The sequence below is a fragment of the Bacillus cereus group sp. MYBK14-1 genome, from assembly GCF_051916885.1.
GTDB lineage: Bacteria > Bacillota > Bacilli > Bacillales > Bacillaceae_G > Bacillus_A > Bacillus_A cereus.
In genome coordinates this window covers 542,518-561,732 of the sequence record NZ_JBQAHM010000001.1, presented here as the reverse complement: position 1 = coordinate 561,732, position 19,215 = coordinate 542,518, and the positions used below count along the sequence as shown (strand labels likewise).

Genomic DNA, 19,215 nt, shown 5'->3' with positions numbered 1-19,215 from the left:
CTAAATGCATAAAATGTTAAGCGAAAGTATGGGGGGATATGATGTATAATTCGAATTATTATGATTGGTATAGGCAGAATGATAAGTTAATTAGTGATATTGAAAAAGCTATTAATGGAGAGTATAGCGCTATAAGCTGCTATGCAAAATTAGCGAATATGGCTCCAAATCAAGTAGAACAAAAACAAATTCTTGAAATTCGTAATGATGAAATAAAGCATTTCCACAACTTTGTACAAATTTATACGAACTTAACTGGTAGGCAGCCAAAACCACAAATTACTGAAGACTGCCCAAATACGTATTTACAAGGATTAGAGTTCGCTATACAAGATGAACAAAAAACAGTAGATTTTTATTTGGAAATTTCAGATGAGACATCGGATGCACATTTGAAAGAGTTGTTACGGAGAATAGCTGCGGATGAACAAAATCATGCAGTATGGTTTTTATATTACTTCGTGAAGTCGAAGTGAGCATTAAGAATGAACGACTGATGTGGTGCATATATTAAAAAATATTTTAAAACGTAGTGCAACAATTGAATGAAATATTTAAATGTAAGCAGAAGGAAACCGTTTCGCTAGTAGTGGAGCGGTTTTTTATGATGTACATATGTATCGACAAAATATAGTAATTACATTTGATATATAATGTATGAAACGAAAATGAATAAGTTAGGAGCAAGCATATGAAAAGAGGGATTACAGTAGATATACTAGATGAATATGATAATTTACTTTGGAAAGTATTAAAGCCAATTGATATTACTGTATTTGATTGGCGAGTGAGGGATGAGGAGTCCTACTTAATAGCACGTGGTGAATTGGATGAGGCATTATTTCCAGAAGAACCAAGTGTAGTGGAAGGGTTAGCATTGAAAAAGTTAGTTAAAGACAACATATATTATCTTATTTTTGCAGATTTAAAAGCATATCCTAAAGGAGAAAAAGCGATAGATATTGAAACATATGAAGAGTTTAAGGAAAGTAAGTGTGAGCTAATCGTATTAGCAGTGGATGCTCAATACATACAAATTTATGCGAAAGATCAAAAAGCGATTGAATTAATGTATGAAAACGCACGGAAACAAGGATTTTATGTGAAATATGTTACAGACGAAAACGACGGTAGAACGCGTTTGTCAGTATGGTAGCAAATTGAAAGGGGAAAGGCAATATGGAGAGAAATATAAGTAAAGAATATGCAATTCGAATTGCTACTGAAAATGAAAGTGATAGTATTATCATTTTATTAAAAGAGGTAGCACAATGGCTACAATATAAAGAAGTGGATCAGTGGCAGTATCTTTTAGGAGAGGAAGCTACGGCTGAAATACTAGAATGTATAAGAGAGAAATATACATATGTTGTTCTGAAAGAAGATGAAATAGTTGGTACGGTTACAGTTTCTCCTAAACAAAATGAATGGGATGAACATATTTTTGGTAAAGAGGAAGTTTCTAATTCATTATATATTCATAGATTTGCGGTGAAACGGAAGTATAAGGGAAATGGAATAGGAGAATGGATTTTACGGTGGGTAGAAGAGAATGTGCAATGTGATAAAGAGTATTTGAAGTTAGATTGCGTGGGGCATAATCGTACGTTAAATGATTTTTATAAGAAAAATAGTTTTGAATATGTTGGAAGTACGGATGGGCTTAGTAAGTTTCAAAAGAAAAGGAGAATGTGAATGCATCCAATTAACGTAAGTTTAGTGGAAAAGTTAATACAGGAACAGTTTCCTGAATGGGCCCATTTAGAAGTGAAACCTGTAAAGTTTAGTGGGCATGATAATAGGACGTTTCACTTAGGGGATGAGATGAGTGTAAGATTGCCAAGTGATGTGGCATATGCACCGCAAGTAGAGAAAGAAAATAGTTGGCTTCCTATATTGAGTAAGGGGCTTTCTTTACCAATTTCTACCCCACTTGCGAAAGGAAATCCGTCTGAAGCGTATCCATTGCCTTGGTCTATTAATAAGTGGATAGAGGGAGAAACAGTTACGAAACAAAACGTTCGGGATTTAAATGAATTTGCGGCGGACTTAGGATCTTTTTTAGTAGAATTGCAATCTATAAATGCGAGTAACGGACCTTTAGCTGGAACACATAATTTTTACCGAGGCGGACTTATATCTGTATATGATGAAGAGGCGAGAGTTGCTATTGAAAATAATAAGGATGTTTTTGACGAGGCATTATTAAAGCACCTTTGGAATGTAGCACTTAGTTCAACATGGGACCGTAAGCCAGTTTGGGTTCATGGAGATGTAGCGCCAGGGAATTTACTCGTTAAAGATGGAAAGCTTTGTGCTGTAATTGATTTTGGTATTTTAGGTGTAGGAGATCCTGCTTGTGATGCAGCGATGGCGTGGACGTTTTTTGATGAAAATAGTAGAAATGTATTTAAAGAAGTATTACGCATGGATGAAGAAACGTGGAATAGAGCGAGAGGATGGGCACTTTGGAAGGCGTTAATTACATATGACGCAAATAGGGATAGTAATGAGAAGGTGGTCGAAGAATCTTATCGTGTCATTCAAGTGATTGTGGATGATTATAAAGGGTAATAGAAAACCCTATTTCAAAATAGGGTTTTTCACATGATTAAATAGTAGAAACGGAAAGAAGGAATATAACATAATTATACAGAATATTTAGATAATAGGGGGTGTGGAATTTTGAGTGAAATTGAATTAAAGAGTAATGTAATTAAGACAGGGCGAGAGAAGGGGATTATTCTTCGGTTTATACTTGCTAGTCTTGTTGGAGTGTTTATGTTTTTCGTTCCTGTTACGATAAACGGTGCATCGTCTATTATGATTGATCATATCGTATCGTGGATTAGGGCTTCGGTTCCTGGCGTAGTACCTTATTATGCATTATTTGTTATGGCGATTGGTGCGATTTATCCATTTTATACGAAGAAATGGAATGCATCTATCGTAGACATTTGTTTTTCTATTTTAAAAGTAGTTGGCGTTGTTTTTGGCATATTATATTGTTTAAAAGTAGGACCAGCTTGGTTCTTTGCGCCAGATATTGGGCCGTTTTTGTATGAGAAGCTAGTCATATCAGTAAGTTTGCTCGTTCCAATTGGCTCGGCGTTTTTAGCGTTATTAGTCGGATATGGATTGCTTGAATTTATCGGTACATTTTGTCGTCCGATTATGAGGCCATTATGGAATACGCCGGGGAGATCGGCGATTGATGCAGTTGCGTCCTTCGTTGGAAGTTATTCGCTTGCCCTTCTTATTACGAACCGCGTGTATAAAGAAGGAAAGTATACGACAAAAGAAGCGGCGATTATCGCTACAGGATTTTCTACAGTATCCGCTACATTTATGATCATCATCGCAAAAACATTAGATATTATGCATTTATGGAATGTTTATTTTTGGACTACACTTGTTGTAACATTCATCGTGACTGCTATCACCGTAAGAATCCCGCCCCTTAGTAGAAAACCAGATACATATGTAACAGAAGAAGGGTTCCCAGAGCCTGTTTATAAAGAGAAAATGTTAGAACGTGCTTGGGAAGATGCGTTAGAAGTATCAAAGTCTGCACCGAGCATTATGAAAAATATTGCAGTGAATTTAAAAGACGGATTTATTATGACAATGGGAATTTTACCATCCATTATGTCAGTAGGATTAATTGGTATCGTCTTAGCGAAGTTCACGCCAATATTTGATTGGATTAGTTATATTTTCTATCCGTTTACATGGCTATTACAATTACCAGAAGCAGACTTAGCTGCTAAAGCCGCATCAGTTGGTATTGCAGAAATGTTTTTACCGTCATTATTAGTAGTTAATGCACCACTTGTGACAAAGTTTGTTATTGCAGTTGTTTCCGTATCATCTATTTTGTTTTTCTCCGCTTCCATTCCTTGTATATTATCAACAGATATTCCATTAAAAGTATCTGAACTTATTATTTTATATGTGCAGAGAACGATTTTAACGTTGCTTATTATTACGCCGATTGCTTATTTGTTGCTTTGAACTATAATGTAAGTTCTGAATATATGGCGTTTACTAAATTGTGTAAATGAATATTTATCGTAAAAGCGTAGGTAGTGTGAAATTATAAGTGCGATGCTTGAATAAAGGCATCGTATTTTTTATTTTTAGATGTACTATATGTTTATGGCGCTAATTCATTAATATATATTAATAAAACTATGTTAATGATGTGTTATAGTAACAACAAAGGGGGCTTAAAAATGGAAATTATTCACGAAAGAGCAAAGTTGCGGTTAATGGATAATATTGATGTCGAAACTTTGTTTTCGATTGTAGAAGGAAATCGGGATATTTGGGCGTATTTAATCTCTAAAATGGATAGTGTGCAAGATATGCAACAATACGTTCAAAAAGCAATAAAGGGTTACGGAAGAGGTACTCAAATACCTTTCATAGTCGTAGATCAACAGTCGAATAAGATTGTAGGAAGTACACGGTTATATAATATTTCAGTAGAAGATAAGACAGTTGAGTTAGGGCAAACGTGGTATCATCCGAGTGTGCAACGTACGAGTATAAATACAGAGTGTAAGTATATGCTTCTTCAGTATGCTTTTGAAAAACTGCATATGCTTAGGGTACAAATTAAGACGGATGCAAGAAATGAAAAAGCCCAACGAGCAATTGAAAGATTAGGCGCAGTAAAAGAGGGTGTGCTTCGAAATGAAAGAAAATTACCGAATGGTTATGTGAGAGATGCGGTGGTGTACAGTATTATCTCGAGTGAATGGCCAGGCATAAAAGAACAATTGTTAGAAAAATTAGAGTTGTATAAAGAAAAGTTATAATTCGTGTTTTGAAAGGTATATTGTTCGTGAGACATGAAAAATATACCTTTTTTCTTACAAAATGCTACTTTATTTTAATTCCTTTTGTTTCATCGTTCCCTTCTGAGAAAAAATTCGTTACAATGTAGTTGTATGGTAATAAACTTATGAATTTAAAAAATGTAATGAAAACCGCAAATGAAAATGAATTGATAATCCTCAATTTTAAATGAAAACCCTTTTATACATAAATAACAAGTAAAGTTCCTTCTTTTAAATAAACTCAAACAAAACGATTTGATATAAATGTTTTTTATAGAAGTATGGATGATGTACGGAGGCAATTACAAATGAAAGAAAATAAGAAGAGTAAGAAAAGACGAATCTTTCAAGTATTTTTACTAATGATTTGTTCTGCTATTTTATATGTAAGTTATGCAGCTTACGATATTTGGAGTTATCGTTTTAAAGCAAATGATGACGTGAAAACGGATGCTGGTATCGTACTAGGCGCAGCTTCATGGAACGGAAAACCATCTCCTGTATTTAAAGAAAGAATTAATCATGCGATTTCTTTATATAAGAACGGAAATATTAAAAAGATTATTTTTACAGGTGGTACAAAGTTCGAGGCAGAACTTGAGGAAGCACGTACTGCAAGAGTATATGCAATGAAACAAGGTGTAAAAGAGGAAGATATTTTAATTGAAACAAAATCCCTTTTCACTGAAGAAAATTTAAAGAATGCGAAGCAAGTTGGAATAGAGAACGGCATACAAACATACACGATTGTAAGTGATCCACTTCATATGAAACGCGCAATGAGAATCGCAAAACATATTAATATTGAAGCATATGCTTCACCAACGCCGACATCAGCATATAAAACGTTAGATACAGAAATACCATTCTTCTTTAAAGAATTATTCTCGTATATTGGATATGTAACCTCTTTGCCATTAAAAGCATTGAAGGGGGACTAATATAAGAAAAGGATCTATCCTTAAATAGGAACTTTTCTTATTAGTCAAAAACATTGTATTTTTATCGGAATAGTGAAACAATAGAGAGGTAGCTTCATATAATCATAATGACAAAATGAACGGTTTATGAATCGAGCATAAAGTGAAACTTTAATCAGTGGGTGGGTTTCTCACTGATTATTAGTTGAACCAATCGGGCGTTTACGGGCAGTTGATCTCCCACCTAACTTCCTTTGCTTCACCTGAATTTTTAGGTGGGAGTTTTACTGCCCGCAAATAGCGGGATAAAGGAGATTATAGTATGGCACTCTCATTTGTTGAAACAGAAGAACAGTCTTTAATTATTGAGAAAATAAATAAATTGATTCCGAAGTTCATGGAAAGGGAGCATCAGCTAAGTGAATTAGGATCATTTCCGTATGAAAATATAAATGATTTGAAAGATATCGGATATACGAAATTAACGTTACCGAAGGAATTTGGTGGTAGTACCATTTCTTTATATGACTTCGTTTTATTTCAAGAGAAAATCGCGGAAGGCTGTGGAGCTACTGCATTATCGATTGGCTGGCATCTTGGCATTGTGAAGGAGCTAGCGGAAAATCGCTCTTGGAATGATGAGATGTTCAAATGGTTTTGCGAAGAAGTACGTAATGGTGCGCTCTTTAACAGGGCAGCAACAGAACCGAAAACAGGGAGTCCGACGCGTGGCGGCAAACCAGAAACAATAGCGGTTCAACAAGGCGAGAAGTGGATTATAAATGGAAGAAAAACTTTTACAACGATGGCGCCAGTACTTGATTATTTTATTATTTCAGCAAGTATGGAAGGCCGTGAAGAAGTTGGTGAGTTTGTTATTCCAAGAAATACACTCGGTGTATCTATTGAAGAAACGTGGGATAGCGTTGCAATGCGAGGGACTGCTAGCCACGACCTTGTTTTACAAAATGTAGAGATAGACAACCGCTTTTTTACGGATGTAAAAGGCGGGAAAGTGAAACAAAAGGGTATTGGCTGGTTGCTACATATACCAGCATGTTATTTAGGAATTGCACAATCAGCAAGAAATTATGCAGTTCAGTTTGCGGGATCATACAAACCAAATAGTTTAAACCATTCTATTAGTTTATTACCGAATGTTAGAAGATTAGTTGGAGAATTAGAACTCGAGCTTATGCAAGCTCGCGTCTTTTTATATCAAATTGCGAAAAAATACGATGAGGCAGAAGATAAACTGTCACTGCAAGCAGAATTAGCGGCAGTGAAATACGCCGTAACAAATGCGGCGATATCCATAGTGGATAAATCAATGCGCATCGTAGGAGCAAAAAGTCTATCAGAAAAAAATCCGCTCCATCGTTACTATTTAAATGTCAGAGCAGGATTACACAATCCACCGATGGATGATGCAACATTATCTATGCTTGCGGATGCGGCGTTTCGGTCGTGATTTTTGAAGTTTACATTTTATTGTTTATGGATATTATAGTTGTTTTGAAAGCACGGGTTTGATTAGTAATCAAACCCGTGCTTTTTATGTGTATGAAGTACTTAATGGAGATGTAGGTTTTTAATATAAATGATTATCATGGTGTTGTGATTGTTTCTTGTTGAAAAATTCTTATTGTAATGCCAGTTTGGAGGCTGTATAAACATTTTTCGTATTTAATCCCAAATTAAAGGTCTTTCCAAGTTAACCATTCGCAAATATTGTAAAAATTGACCCGCATGTACCGCATCATGATAGGCAATTCGTAATAGCATATCACCTAAATATCGTTGATAGCCAACATCGCTTCGATCAATAAGTCTTGAATCTAGCTCGGCTATGCTTATTGATTGAACATATTCTATGAAGTCAGTAAAGTGTGATTGTGCCAATTCAATTTCTTTTTTTACACAAGTAATTGGCTCGTCATCATACGGGGTACGTATGTCGTTTATTGAACCGTTGTTTTTTATAATCATATGATAGTAAAAAGTTGAGCTCCATACGTGACGAATCATTTCACCAAAGGACATAGCCTCAGGATCAGGCTTCCAATTAAGAAAATTATCGGGAAGAGAATTCCATAATTTTTCTGAGCGCCTTCTCGTTTCTTTTAAATTTAATATACTAAGATCAATTGCATTCATAATACATTCTCCTTTACTATTAAACTTAAAATAATTGTATCAATTTAATAGTTAGGGTATCATCGAAATATGAATGTATATCCGAATATCTCATATATAGCTAAACTAATTGCTGAACCTACAAGAGCAATCATCTTAGATTGTCTAATGAATAATCAGGCACTACCTGCTAGTGAATTGGCTTATATGGCAAAAGTGTCACATCCAACAATTAGTTCGCATCTTTCTAAATTAGTAGAAGGGAATTTACTTACAGTTGAACAACATGGTAGACATCGTTACTATCGACTTGCTAATCAAGAAGTTGCAGAAGTGCTTGAAAAGTTAGGGACAATTGCACCAACAGTTCAAGTTCGCTCTTTAAAACAATCAAGCCAACTAAAACAAATTCGTTATGCTCGAACTTGTTATGATCATCTTGCAGGCAAACTCGGTGTAGAGATAACTGAAAAATTACTAGATAGGCAATTTATAATTTTAGAGGATGGAGAATACATTGTAACGGAACAAGGTAAGAAATGGTTTCTGAATTTTGGAATAAATGTTGATGAGGCAGATACAAAAAGGAGGGTATTTGCAAAACCTTGCCTTGATTGGAGTGAACGGCGTTACCATATTTCTGGTTGGTTAGGGTCTGCAATTGCAAAACTGCTTTTTGAACAGGGATGGATTACGAAAACGGATAAGAACCGAGCTGTCCATCTTACAAAGAAAGGTGTAAAGTTATTGGAAGATCAATTAGGCATTGATCTGAAAACTGAGGAAAGAAAAGCTTGAAATTAGAAAAATCCGTCAAAATGAAGGGCTTTTTTCATTATGGTAGGAGTGTACATGAATAATAGGATGTTACCAATAATCGTTGCCAATAAAAAATCTTTCTTTTCATTCTTCTTTTTTAAGTTTTAAAGGAGAAAGCTAGGCTTCTTATTTTTACTAATGTTATAATAAGAAAAAAGCACGAAAAGAGGTCATCTCATGCTAGAGGTTATTGCAACATGTTTAGAAGATGTAAAACGAATTGAAAGTGCTGGCGGGAAGCGGATTGAATTAATTTCATCTTATACAGAAGGTGGTTTAACACCGAGTTATGCTTTTATAAAAAAAGCGGTAGAAGTAGTAAGTATACCAATTCATGTTATGATTCGTCCGCATGCGAAGTCTTTTACATATACGGAAGAAGAAATTGAAATGATGAAAGAAGATATTATAGTTGCACAGAAGTTAGGAGCAGCTGGGGTAGTATTAGGCGTATTAAACGAACGAAATGAAGTGGATGAAGAGAAATTAGCGGATTTACTATCTGTTGTAGATGGAATAAATGTAACGTACCACCGTGCGATAGATGATATAAAAAATCCAGTAGAAGCGATGAGCACTTTAAAGAAGTTTCATAAAGTGACTCACGTTTTAACTTCAGGTGGACAAGGAAATATAGTAGAGAATATTCCGGTGCTTACAGAAATGCAAAAGGTAAGTGAGGGTCAAATTCAGCTTGTAGCTGGAGCTGGCGTGACGAAAGAAAATATAAAGCGATTGCTAGATGAAACCGGAATCACGCAGGCGCATGTCGGTACAGCGGTAAGAGAAGGAAAATCATGTTTTTCTGAAATAGATCCTAATTTAGTACAAGAATTAGTTGAAATAATAAAATAAGTGCTTAAGAAAGAGGAGAAACGATGAAGGAAAATACGAAGAAAGAATTATTCTCTTGGGCTAAAACGATAGGTTTTACCCTTGTATTAATTGCTATTATTCGCGGTGTTTTATTTACACCTTCTTTAGTACAAGGTGAATCAATGATGCCCACTTTAAAAAATAACGAAAGAGTTCTCGTGAATAAGATTGGTTATAGTATAAGTGGATTAGATCGCTTTGATATTATCGTCTTCCACGGGAAAGAAGGATACGATTTAGTAAAACGAGTAATTGGTTTGCCAGGCGATACAGTTGAGTATAAAAATGATGTTTTATATGTAAACGGAAAAGCGATGGAAGAACCATATTTAAAACAGTTTAAAGAAAAAGCAGTAGGCCGTGTATTAACTCCAGACTTTACGTTAGAACAAATCACTGGGAAAACGAAAGTGCCAGAAGGCCAAGTATTTGTTTTAGGGGATAATCGTGAAGTTTCTAAGGATGGTCGCATGTTTGGCTTTATTTCAGAAGATGAAATTGTCGGAAAAGGACAAGCTGTTTTCTGGCCGTTGGAACAAGTAAGAGCGTTATAAAGTGTGGTGAAGTATGGGAGAGATATTCTTCCATACTTTTTTATTTGCTTAAAATCTATTGATTGAATTGAAAGAATATTTTATAATTTTAAATTATATGTTTGTTTCGAAAAACGGAATTTAAGTTCCGTAATTCGGAACGAAAGGGAGATAGAATGAGTATAAATAAAACGGCAGTTAAGACAATGGATATTTTGGAGTTGTTTTATGAGCATGAAGAGCTAAGTTTAACAGAGATGGTTCAGCTTACAAATATGCCGAAAACATCTGTTTATCGTTTAATTGGCTCGTTGGAAGAGATGGAGTTTTTACAAAAAAACGAAAAGGGGAAATATCGTTTAGGGGTCGTATTTTTACGGTTCGGTCAACTTGTTTCACAACGATTATCAGTAAGAAATATAGCAATTCCTTATATGAAAGAACTTAGAGATAGTTTAGGACAGGCAGTTAATTTAATAATTCAGGATGGAAATGACGCAATTTATGTTGAAAAAATGGAAGGTGTTCAGCCGGTACGCGTGTATACGGCGGTTGGAAGAAGAGCACCGCTTTATGCTGGCGCATGTCCAAGAATTTTACTATCGTATTTCTCTGAGGAAGAGAAACGGAGATACATAGAGGAAGTGGATTTAAAACAGTTTGCAGATGGAACAATCGTGGATAAGAAACAATTGTTAGAAGTGTTGCAAATGGCAAAAAAGGAAGGCTACACCATTAGTTATGCTGAGTTAGAAAATCATACAGCCGCGATAGCAGCACCCATTTTCGCGAGCGATGGAACGGTTGTAGCAGGCATTAGTATTTCGGGATTAGCAATTGAGTACAACGAAAGTAACATTTCATATTTTATTGCGAAGGTGAAAGAAACAGCGCATCGCATTTCGAAAGAACTCGGCTTTTTGGCATAGAAAGAGGGAGTAGGATGAAATTTTCTGCGTTAGGGGATCAAGCAATTATTGTTATATTTGGTGAAGAAATTAAGAGGGATATATATGAGAAAGTACAGCGGTTATTTCAAGCACTGCAGCAACATCCGTTTGCAGGAATGATAGAGTGCGTTCCGTCGTTTACTTCATTAGCTGTTTACTACAATGTATACGAAGTATGGAAGGGAAATGAGAGACGTGAAAGGTCACATGATTACGTTCGCCAGTATATAAAGGAGCTGTGTGATTCTTATAAAGAAGAAGTAAAACAGGATGTGAAACATATTTCTATACCAGTGTGCTACGGGGGAGAATATGGACCTGATTTAGAAGAGGTTGCACATTATAAAGGTTTACAAGTAGAAGATGTGATTCGAATACATAGTGAAACTACATATTTTGTATATATGTTAGGTTTTACACCAGGGTTCCCGTATTTAGGAGGACTATCAAAAGAATTAGAAACACCTAGAAAAGAAATACCGCGGTTACAAATCTCACCTGGTTCGGTAGGAATCGGCGGAAATCAAACAGGTATTTATCCACTTGAAACACCGGGTGGATGGAATATTATTGGTCGAACACCAATCTCCTTATTTAATCCGGAAGAAGAAACACCAACCTTTATTCAAAGCGGTATGTATTTACGATTTATCCCAATAACGAAGGAAGAGTACGTATCACTTGAGGGGGCTAAAGAATGGATGTAGAGGTTTTGCATGCAGGAATGTTTACAACAGTCCAAGATTTAGGGCGATCTCATTATCAACAATACGGTGTACCAGTTGGCGGGACTATGGATCAAAGTGCACTTCGGATGATCAATATGTTAGTTGGTAATGAGGAGAATGAAGCGGGACTCGAAATGACGATTATGGGACCTAAATTGTTAATAAAGAAAACGACTTTACTTGCGATTGGCGGAGCAGATATGGAACCGTTATTGAATGGAGAACGTATCCCGTTATGGCGTCCCATTTTAGCGGAAGAAGGTAGTATGCTTTGTTTTGGAAAAGTGAAAAGTGGTTGCAGAGCGTATGTGACCTTTGCGGGTGGAATACATATTGAGCGTACAATGGGAAGCAAAAGTACGTACATACGTGCTACGATTGGTGGTATAGAAGGAAGAATGCTGAAAAAGGGTGACTACTTCCAAATTGGTGCACAACCAGAAATGGCGAATCGTTTCATACAAGACTTACAAAAAGATGAGCGTATAAAAACGAAATGGGCAATTAGCAACAGTGTACTACCAAAGTATAAAAAACATCCTAAGCTTCGTGTCATAGCTGACTTTGAATACGATCAATTTACAGAAGAAAGTAGAAAGGCATTTTTTACGAAAGAGTATAAGGTATCTAATTATGCTGACCGTATGGGCTATAGGGTTGAGGGAGAAGTTTTAAATAGGATTGAAGAAAAAGAGATTTTATCGAGTCCTGTTACATTTGGAACCATTCAAGTTCCTAATGGTGGACAGCCGATTATATTAATGGTAGATAGGCAAACGACAGGTGGCTATCCGAGAATGGGAAATATCATTTCAGTAGATTTACCTCTTCTTGCCCAGCTAAAGCCGGGGGACTATGTTTCTTTTGAGAAAATTACGCTTGAAGAAGCGGAACAATTGTACATAGAACAAGAAGTAAATATGAATCTATTAAAGAAATTCATCGCTTTACGAAGCTAAAATTAGGAGGAATACATTATGACTACAATCGATTTAAACTGTGATTTAGGAGAAAGTTTTGGCGCTTATAAAATGGGGAATGGTGATGAAATTCTTCCGTTCGTTTCCTCTATAAACGTTGCTTGCGGTTTTCATGCGGGTGATCCGTCTATTATGCGTCAAACTGTTGAAAAAGCTTTGGAGCATAACGTAGCAGTAGGGGCGCATCCTGGATTTCCTGATTTAATTGGATTTGGTAGAAGAAACATGAATGTTTCAGCAAGTGAAGTATACGATTATGTTTTATATCAAACAGGCGCATTAGACGCATTTGTGAAAGCGGCAGGCGGGAAAATGCAGCATGTAAAGCCGCACGGTGCCTTATATAATATGGCGGCGTCTAATCCGGAAATTGCAGATGCAATTGCAAAGGCAATTTATCATATAAATCCAAGTCTATTACTTTATGGATTAGCAAATAGCGAGGCGTTTATACAGGCTGCAGAAAAATACAAAGTAACTCTCGTACAAGAGGCTTTTGCGGATCGTACATATAAGCAAGATGGTACATTAACGAGCCGTACAGAAGAAAATGCGCTTATAAAAGATGAAGACGAAGCGATAAAGCAAGTACTTCAAATGGTGAAAGAAGGCTATGTATATGCGGTCAATGGAGAGAAAGTAGCAGTTCAGGCGCAAACGATTTGTTTACACGGTGATGGGGAAAAAGCAGTGCAATTTGCAGAAAGAATATACAGAACATTCAAACTTAACGAAGTTTCTATTTGTACACCGAAATAAAAAATGAGAGGAAGTGCTAGAAATGATTAAATTAATCGGGATACTACTTGTTGCAGTGGGCTTTTTATTTAGATTAAATACACTTTTAGTAGTTATGGTTGCAGGTATTGTTACTGGTATGGTTTCAGGATTAAGTTTTTATGATGTGATCAGCATGTTCGGTAAATTTTTCATAGAAAATAGATATATGTCTATGCCAATTATATTAACTTTACCGGTAATCGGAATTTTAGAGCGTTACGGTTTAAAAGAAAGAGCAGAAGCACTTATAACGAAATCAAAAGGAGCAACAACTGGAAGAGTATTAATGTCATATTTTACGATAAGAGAATCGTCAGCAGCACTAGGGCTTAATATTGGTGGGCATGCGCAAACAGTAAGGCCGCTCGTTGCACCGATGGCAGAAGGGGCCGCGCAAGGTAAATACGGTAAACTTCCTGAAAAATTAAGAGAAAAGATTAAAGCAAACGCAGCAGCTGCTGAAAATACAGCTTGGTTTTTCGGAGAAGATATTTTCATCGCAACTGGAGCTATTTTATTAATGAAAGGATTCTTCGATTCAGTAGGTATGCATGTCGGAGTATGGGATATGGCACTTTGGGGCATTCCGACAGCAATATCTGCACTTATTGTAAGCTGGATTAGATTTAGAAGGTTTGATAAATATATAGAGAAAACAATGAAGGCAGAAGGAAAAGAAGAGAAGGAGGCAATCTAATATGAACATCATCACAATGGATACAATCTATTATGTATTAGGGATAATCGTTGCTTTTATCGCTGTTCGTATCGCATTCGATCGTGAACATCCAAACAGATTCGGTTCTAGTTTATTTTGGGCATTGTTTGCAGTTACATTTTTATTCGGAAATGTAATTCCTTCGTTTTACGTTGGCTGTATCGTGCTCGCTATGGTCGTTTTAGCCTCGCTAAATAAAGTAACAAAATCAGAGGAAAAAGAAGTTCCAGTACAAGAACGTGTGAAACATGCTGAGAAATTAAAAAATAAAATTTTTATGCCTGCACTATTAATTCCTATTTTTACAATTATCGGTACGTTGACCTTAGGGAAAATTAAATGGGGAAATGTCTCTCTTGTTGATCCAGATAAAGTAACATTAGTTGCATTAGCGCTTGGTGCATTACTCGCATTCGTCGCGGCGATGCGTATTACAAAATCAAAAATAACAACACCTGTACAAGAAGGAAGCAGACTATTGCAAGCTGTTGGCTGGGCTGTAATTTTACCACAAATGTTAGCAGCACTTGGCGGTATATTCGCGAAGTCTGGCGTTGGACAAGTTGTTTCAGACTTAGTCGGACAAGTGCTACCGACAGAGTATCCGTTCGTTGCTGTTATGGCGTACTGTTTAGGCATGATGCTATTTACAGTCGTAATGGGAAATGCATTCGCAGCGTTTGCTGTTATTACTGGCGGAATTGGCTTACCTTTAATAGTTCAAATGCACGGCGGAAACCCAGCAATTATGGCAGCACTCGGTATGTTTGCTGGATATTGCGGAACGCTGCTTACTCCAATGGCAGCAAACTTTAATATCGTACCTGCGATGCTTTTAGAGCTAAAGGATAAAAATGCGGTTATTAAAGCGCAAGTACCAATTGCTCTTTCAATTTTTATCATAAATATGTTTATTATGTACGGCCTAGTATATCGTTTCTAATTAGGAGGATAAAACTATGAAAACAGTATTATTAACAGGGTTTGATCCGTTCGGCGGAGAAAATATCAATCCAGCTTGGGAAGTAGCAAAAGGTTTGCATGAAAAAACAATTGGAGAATACAAGATAATAAGCAAACAAGTACCAACTGTATTTCATAAATCAATAAGCGTATTAAAAGAGTATATAGAAGAACTAGCGCCGGAAATTATTATATGCATTGGACAAGCTGGGGGCAGACCAGATATTACGATAGAACGTATCGCAATTAATATTGATGATGCAAGAATCGCTGACAATGAAGGGAATCAGCCGGTAGATGTACCGGTTGTAGAAGAAGGAGCGATTGCGTATTGGTCTACACTTCCGATGAAAGCAATCGTAAAAAAACTTCGCGAAGAGGGTATACCGTCATCTGTTTCACAGACGGCAGGCACATTCGTTTGTAATCACTTATTCTATGGACTTATGCATGAACTAGAGAAACATGATAAGAAAATAAAAGGCGGATTCATTCATATTCCGTTTTTACCAGAACAAGCGAGTAATTATCCAGGGCAACCGAGTATGTCACTTTCTACTATTCGTAAGGGGATAGAATTGGCAATCGAAGTAACGACGACAGTTAAGGTAGATATTGTAGAGGTTGGGGGCGCAACGCATTAAGTAAAATGAATTGTACAACACCTCCTGTAAACAACTGGTATAATAAGAATAGGAAAATACATAGAGGTGATTTTTGTGCAACAATTTGAAGAAGTACGTTCAATTTTAGAAAAAGCGAAGAAAATTACAGTATTAACAGGCGCTGGTGCAAGTACGGAAAGTGGTATTCCAGATTTTCGTTCAGCAAATGGATTGTATGCTGATGCGAATGTGGAGATGTACTTATCAAGAGGGTACTATAACCGAAGTCCGAAAGAATTTTGGAAGCATTATAAAGAAATCTTTCAAATTAATACGTTCCATCAATATAAACCAAATCGTGGCCATCGCTTTTTAGCTGAGCTAGAAGAACAAGGGAAAGATATTACGATTTTAACGCAAAATATTGACGGTTTACATCAATTAGGTGGCAGTAAGCATGTCATTGATTTACATGGAACACTTCAAACAGCACATTGTCCAAAATGTAAATCAGGCTATGATTTACAGTATATGATTGATCATGAAGTACCGCGTTGTGAGAAGTGTAATTTTATTTTAAATCCAGATGTTGTTTTATACGGAGATACATTGCCGCAATATCAAAATGCGATGAAACGTTTATATGAAACAGGTGTACTTCTCGTTATGGGAACGTCATTAAAAGTACAACCTGTCGCTTCATTCCCGGAAATCGCAAAGAGGGAAGTAGGAGCAACAACTATTTTAGTAAATGAAGAGTTAACAGGACAGGAATATAACTTTGATTTTGTTTTTCAAAATAAGATTGGTGAGTTTGTTGAAGGGTTATCTTCAATGAAATAAGTTATCGAAAAAACTGAGGTATCTGCCTCAGTTTTTTATTTGAGTAATCACTGTTTTAAGCCATATGAAAACATTTTGATAATGTAGTAACAACATCTCTATAATTTATAAAAATCAATTTGCCCCATTTTTCTTTTAGAATAATATTCATGTTATTGTGCATTAAGGGAATGGTAATAAATAGGATGTAAAAACAAAAAACTGAAAATTAAATCTTTTATTTCTTTTATAATTAATATAAAATTCTATATATATCATATAAATAAATTTGATACATAATGATTTTGCGTAGAAATGTTAATAGAATAAAGCGAGGGAGCGAAATGAGACAGAAAAAGGAGCAGAAAAAACAATCGAAAAAGAAAAAGACTCATATTCCATTTCGGTTAAATGTACTATTTTTTATTGTCTTTCTTTTATTTTCAGCTATTATAATTCAATTAGGTAAAGTACAAATCATTGATGGAGAAACGTATAGAAATGAAGTAAACAAAAAGGAAGATGTAACGGTAAGTACTCCCGTTCCTAGAGGGAAAATGTTTGATCGACAAGGTCACGTTATTGTAAATAATAAACCATTGCGAACCGTTACATATACGAAAATGAGAGGAGTAGACTCGAAAGAAGTTTTACAAGTAGCAAGAGATTTAGCTAAGCTAATTGAAATGTCGCAAGAGGACATGGATAAGTTAACAGAGACAGATAAGAAAGATTTTTGGATGCAGTTAAATGAAAAGCGGGCAGCAGCGAAAGTAACGAAAGAAGATGAGAGTAAATTTAGAAAGCAAGAAATAGAAGGAAAAGAGTTAGATAAAAAAGTAGAAGAACTGCGCCGGGAAAGAATTACACAAGAAGAATTAAATGAGCTTTCAAAGGAAGATATAGAAGTATTAGTAATTAAAAGCAAAATGAATGCGGGATATAAAATGACGCCGCAAATCGTTAAAAAAGATGTAAGTCAAAATGAATATGCTGTCGTTAGTGAAAGGTTGGCAAGCTTACCAGGGGTAGATACGACAGTAGATTGGGAACGTGAATACCCAAATGATAAAATACTGCGCTCTATACTAGGTAGCGTTTCTAATGAAAATGAAGGATTGCCAAGAGAACAATTAGATTATTATTTAGTTCGTGATTATAATCGAAACGACCGTATTGGTAAAAGTTACATTGAAAAACAATATGAAGATGCACTACATGGAACGAAGGAACAGTCTAAAAATATTATGGATAAAGCAGGGAAGATTGTTCGAACAGAAAAAGTGACTGAAGGAAAAAGTGGAAATAACTTGATGTTAACAGTCGATATGGATTTACAGAAAAGAGTAGAGGGAAGCCTTGAAAAGAATTTACGAGCCTTTCATGCTGCAGAGCCGATGATGGATCGTGCGTTCGTAGTAATGATGAATCCGAAAAACGGTCAAATTTTATCAATGGCAGGAAAGAAAATTGTAAATAAAGATGGCGGGATGCAAATAGAAGATTATGCATTAGGAACGATGACAAGTTCTTATGAGTTAGGGTCAACTGTAAAAGGGGCTACTGTATTAACTGGATATCAAACAGAAGCGATTAAGCCGTATACACATTTCTTTGATGCGCCAATGTATTTTAAAGGAAGTTCTAAGCCGAAGAAATCGTGGAAAGAATTTGGGGATATTGATGATTTAAGAGCTTTGCAAGTGTCATCGAACGTTTATATGTTTAATACGGCTTTAAAAATGGCAGGCATTAATTATGTCCCAAACAATCCATTAGACATTAAACAAGAAACATTTAATAAAATGCGCTACTATTTTAGACAATTTGGCCTAGGTGTGTCGACTGGTATTGACCTGCCAAATGAATCAATTGGTCAAGTAGGTAGAACTGATAACATACCTGGATTTTTACTTGATTACGCGATTGGACAGTATGATACATATACGCCGCTTCAGCTTGCACAATATATTTCCACAATTGCAAATGGCGGTTACCGAATGAAACCACAAATTGTACAAGAAGTTAGAGAGCAACCGAATAGACCAGAGGATGTAGGAAAAGTCGTTCGGTCGATTGAACCAGTTGTATTAAATAGAGTGGATATGGACACTTCGTACATTAATCATGTAAAAGAAGGATTTAGAAGAGTTTTTCAAGAAGCTGACGGAACAGGTACCGGAACGTTTAAAGGTCTACCATATAAACCAGCGGGAAAAACAGGAACAGCTGAGACAGTATATGGTGGAGAAAGTGATATTGGAAGAGATGAGAACAACAACCGAAAAAAATGTTATAATTTAACTCTTGCCGGTTATGCACCATATGATGCTGATCCGGAAGTAGCTTTTTCAGTTGTTGTACCATGGGTGAATGATGATAAATCAGGAATTAATTCTGCGATTGGTAAAGAGATTTTGGATGCGTATTTTGAATTAAAAACAAATAGATCAAATGCAAATTCAATTCCAGTAGAACAACCGAACAAGGCACAGTAAAAATAGTATCACTGCATGGAAACATATTGTGCAGTGATATATT

21 protein-coding genes are annotated in these 19,215 nt (G+C 35.9%); 20 read left to right on the top strand and 1 reads right to left on the bottom strand.

Annotated features, from left to right (window positions below):
* The first annotated feature begins 41 nt into the window (after positions 1–41).
* From ACTFR3_RS02930 to ACTFR3_RS02895, 8 genes are all read left to right on the top strand, one after another.
* Positions 42–476 (top strand): ferritin-like domain-containing protein, encoded by a 435-nt coding sequence (locus ACTFR3_RS02930; protein WP_000282830.1) that lies wholly within the window; start codon positions 42–44, stop codon positions 474–476.
* 215 nt (positions 477–691) lie between these two features.
* Positions 692–1,156: a DUF2691 family protein gene (locus ACTFR3_RS02925; protein WP_059303671.1), complete on the top strand. Its 465-nt coding sequence runs from the start codon at positions 692–694 to the stop codon at positions 1,154–1,156.
* Positions 1,157–1,179: 23 nt separating this feature from the next.
* Positions 1,180–1,695, top strand: coding sequence for a GNAT family N-acetyltransferase (locus tag ACTFR3_RS02920; RefSeq protein ID WP_059303672.1), 516 nt, complete (start codon positions 1,180–1,182; stop codon positions 1,693–1,695).
* Entirely contained in the window at positions 1,696–2,574 is an 879-nt protein-coding gene (locus ACTFR3_RS02915; protein ID WP_059303673.1) for an aminoglycoside phosphotransferase family protein, read from the top strand.
* A 111-nt stretch (positions 2,575–2,685) separates the two neighbouring features.
* Entirely contained in the window at positions 2,686–4,014 is a 1,329-nt protein-coding gene (locus ACTFR3_RS02910) for a YjiH family protein (RefSeq protein ID WP_059303674.1), read from the top strand.
* A gap of 221 nt (positions 4,015–4,235) precedes the next feature.
* The gene (locus tag ACTFR3_RS02905) at positions 4,236–4,823 is read left to right on the top strand and encodes a GNAT family N-acetyltransferase (RefSeq protein WP_000402578.1); all 588 of its coding nucleotides are present in this window, start codon (positions 4,236–4,238) and stop codon (positions 4,821–4,823) included.
* Between the two features lie 329 nt (positions 4,824–5,152).
* Complete coding sequence (locus tag ACTFR3_RS02900; protein ID WP_000662215.1) at positions 5,153–5,785, top strand: YdcF family protein; 633 nt, start codon at positions 5,153–5,155, stop codon at positions 5,783–5,785.
* A 301-nt stretch (positions 5,786–6,086) separates the two neighbouring features.
* On the top strand, positions 6,087–7,235 hold the full coding sequence (locus ACTFR3_RS02895; RefSeq protein WP_059303675.1) for an acyl-CoA dehydrogenase family protein: 1,149 nt from the start codon (positions 6,087–6,089) through the stop codon (positions 7,233–7,235).
* Positions 7,236–7,450: 215 nt separating this feature from the next.
* On the opposite strand, the gene ACTFR3_RS02890 is transcribed toward ACTFR3_RS02895, so the two are convergent.
* Complete coding sequence (locus ACTFR3_RS02890) at positions 7,451–7,921, bottom strand: DinB family protein (RefSeq protein ID WP_000991272.1); 471 nt, start codon at positions 7,919–7,921, stop codon at positions 7,451–7,453.
* A 69-nt stretch (positions 7,922–7,990) separates the two neighbouring features.
* Here ACTFR3_RS02890 and ACTFR3_RS02885 point away from each other — a divergent pair, with 69 nt between their 5' ends.
* The 12 genes from ACTFR3_RS02885 to ACTFR3_RS02830 all read left to right on the top strand — a co-directional run bounded on the left by ACTFR3_RS02885 (position 7,991) and on the right by ACTFR3_RS02830 (position 19,172).
* A complete protein-coding gene (locus tag ACTFR3_RS02885) occupies positions 7,991–8,698 on the top strand; it encodes an ArsR/SmtB family transcription factor (protein ID WP_001103806.1) in 708 nt (235 codons plus the stop codon).
* A gap of 198 nt (positions 8,699–8,896) precedes the next feature.
* Positions 8,897–9,574 carry a copper homeostasis protein CutC gene (locus tag ACTFR3_RS02880; RefSeq protein WP_000895121.1) on the top strand — a complete coding sequence of 226 codons (678 nt, stop codon included), beginning with the start codon at positions 8,897–8,899 and terminating at the stop codon, positions 9,572–9,574.
* A 23-nt stretch (positions 9,575–9,597) separates the two neighbouring features.
* Positions 9,598–10,149 carry a signal peptidase I gene (gene lepB, locus ACTFR3_RS02875; RefSeq protein ID WP_000662501.1) on the top strand — a complete coding sequence of 184 codons (552 nt, stop codon included), beginning with the start codon at positions 9,598–9,600 and terminating at the stop codon, positions 10,147–10,149.
* 155 nt (positions 10,150–10,304) lie between these two features.
* Positions 10,305–11,057, top strand: coding sequence for an IclR family transcriptional regulator (locus ACTFR3_RS02870; RefSeq protein WP_059303676.1), 753 nt, complete (start codon positions 10,305–10,307; stop codon positions 11,055–11,057).
* A gap of 14 nt (positions 11,058–11,071) precedes the next feature.
* On the top strand, positions 11,072–11,785 hold the full coding sequence (gene pxpB, locus ACTFR3_RS02865; protein WP_059303677.1) for a 5-oxoprolinase subunit PxpB: 714 nt from the start codon (positions 11,072–11,074) through the stop codon (positions 11,783–11,785).
* Positions 11,776–12,765 carry a biotin-dependent carboxyltransferase family protein gene (locus ACTFR3_RS02860; RefSeq protein ID WP_440044145.1) on the top strand — a complete coding sequence of 330 codons (990 nt, stop codon included), beginning with the start codon at positions 11,776–11,778 and terminating at the stop codon, positions 12,763–12,765. The genes pxpB and ACTFR3_RS02860 overlap by 10 nt, the downstream gene beginning before the upstream one ends.
* A gap of 18 nt (positions 12,766–12,783) precedes the next feature.
* Positions 12,784–13,545: a 5-oxoprolinase subunit PxpA gene (gene pxpA, locus ACTFR3_RS02855; RefSeq protein WP_440044143.1), complete on the top strand. Its 762-nt coding sequence runs from the start codon at positions 12,784–12,786 to the stop codon at positions 13,543–13,545.
* 22 nt (positions 13,546–13,567) lie between these two features.
* Entirely contained in the window at positions 13,568–14,263 is a 696-nt protein-coding gene (locus ACTFR3_RS02850) for a DUF969 domain-containing protein (RefSeq protein WP_000593392.1), read from the top strand.
* Position 14,264: 1 nt separating this feature from the next.
* Positions 14,265–15,227, top strand: a complete 963-nt coding sequence (locus tag ACTFR3_RS02845) for a DUF979 domain-containing protein (protein ID WP_001021658.1) — start codon at positions 14,265–14,267, stop codon at positions 15,225–15,227.
* Between the two features lie 16 nt (positions 15,228–15,243).
* Entirely contained in the window at positions 15,244–15,891 is a 648-nt protein-coding gene (gene pcp, locus ACTFR3_RS02840) for a pyroglutamyl-peptidase I (protein ID WP_000859708.1), read from the top strand.
* Between the two features lie 66 nt (positions 15,892–15,957).
* Complete coding sequence (locus tag ACTFR3_RS02835) at positions 15,958–16,695, top strand: NAD-dependent protein deacylase (RefSeq protein ID WP_074554685.1); 738 nt, start codon at positions 15,958–15,960, stop codon at positions 16,693–16,695.
* Between the two features lie 323 nt (positions 16,696–17,018).
* A complete protein-coding gene (locus ACTFR3_RS02830) occupies positions 17,019–19,172 on the top strand; it encodes a peptidoglycan D,D-transpeptidase FtsI family protein (protein WP_440041556.1) in 2,154 nt (717 codons plus the stop codon).
* Positions 19,173–19,215: the final 43 nt, after the last annotated feature.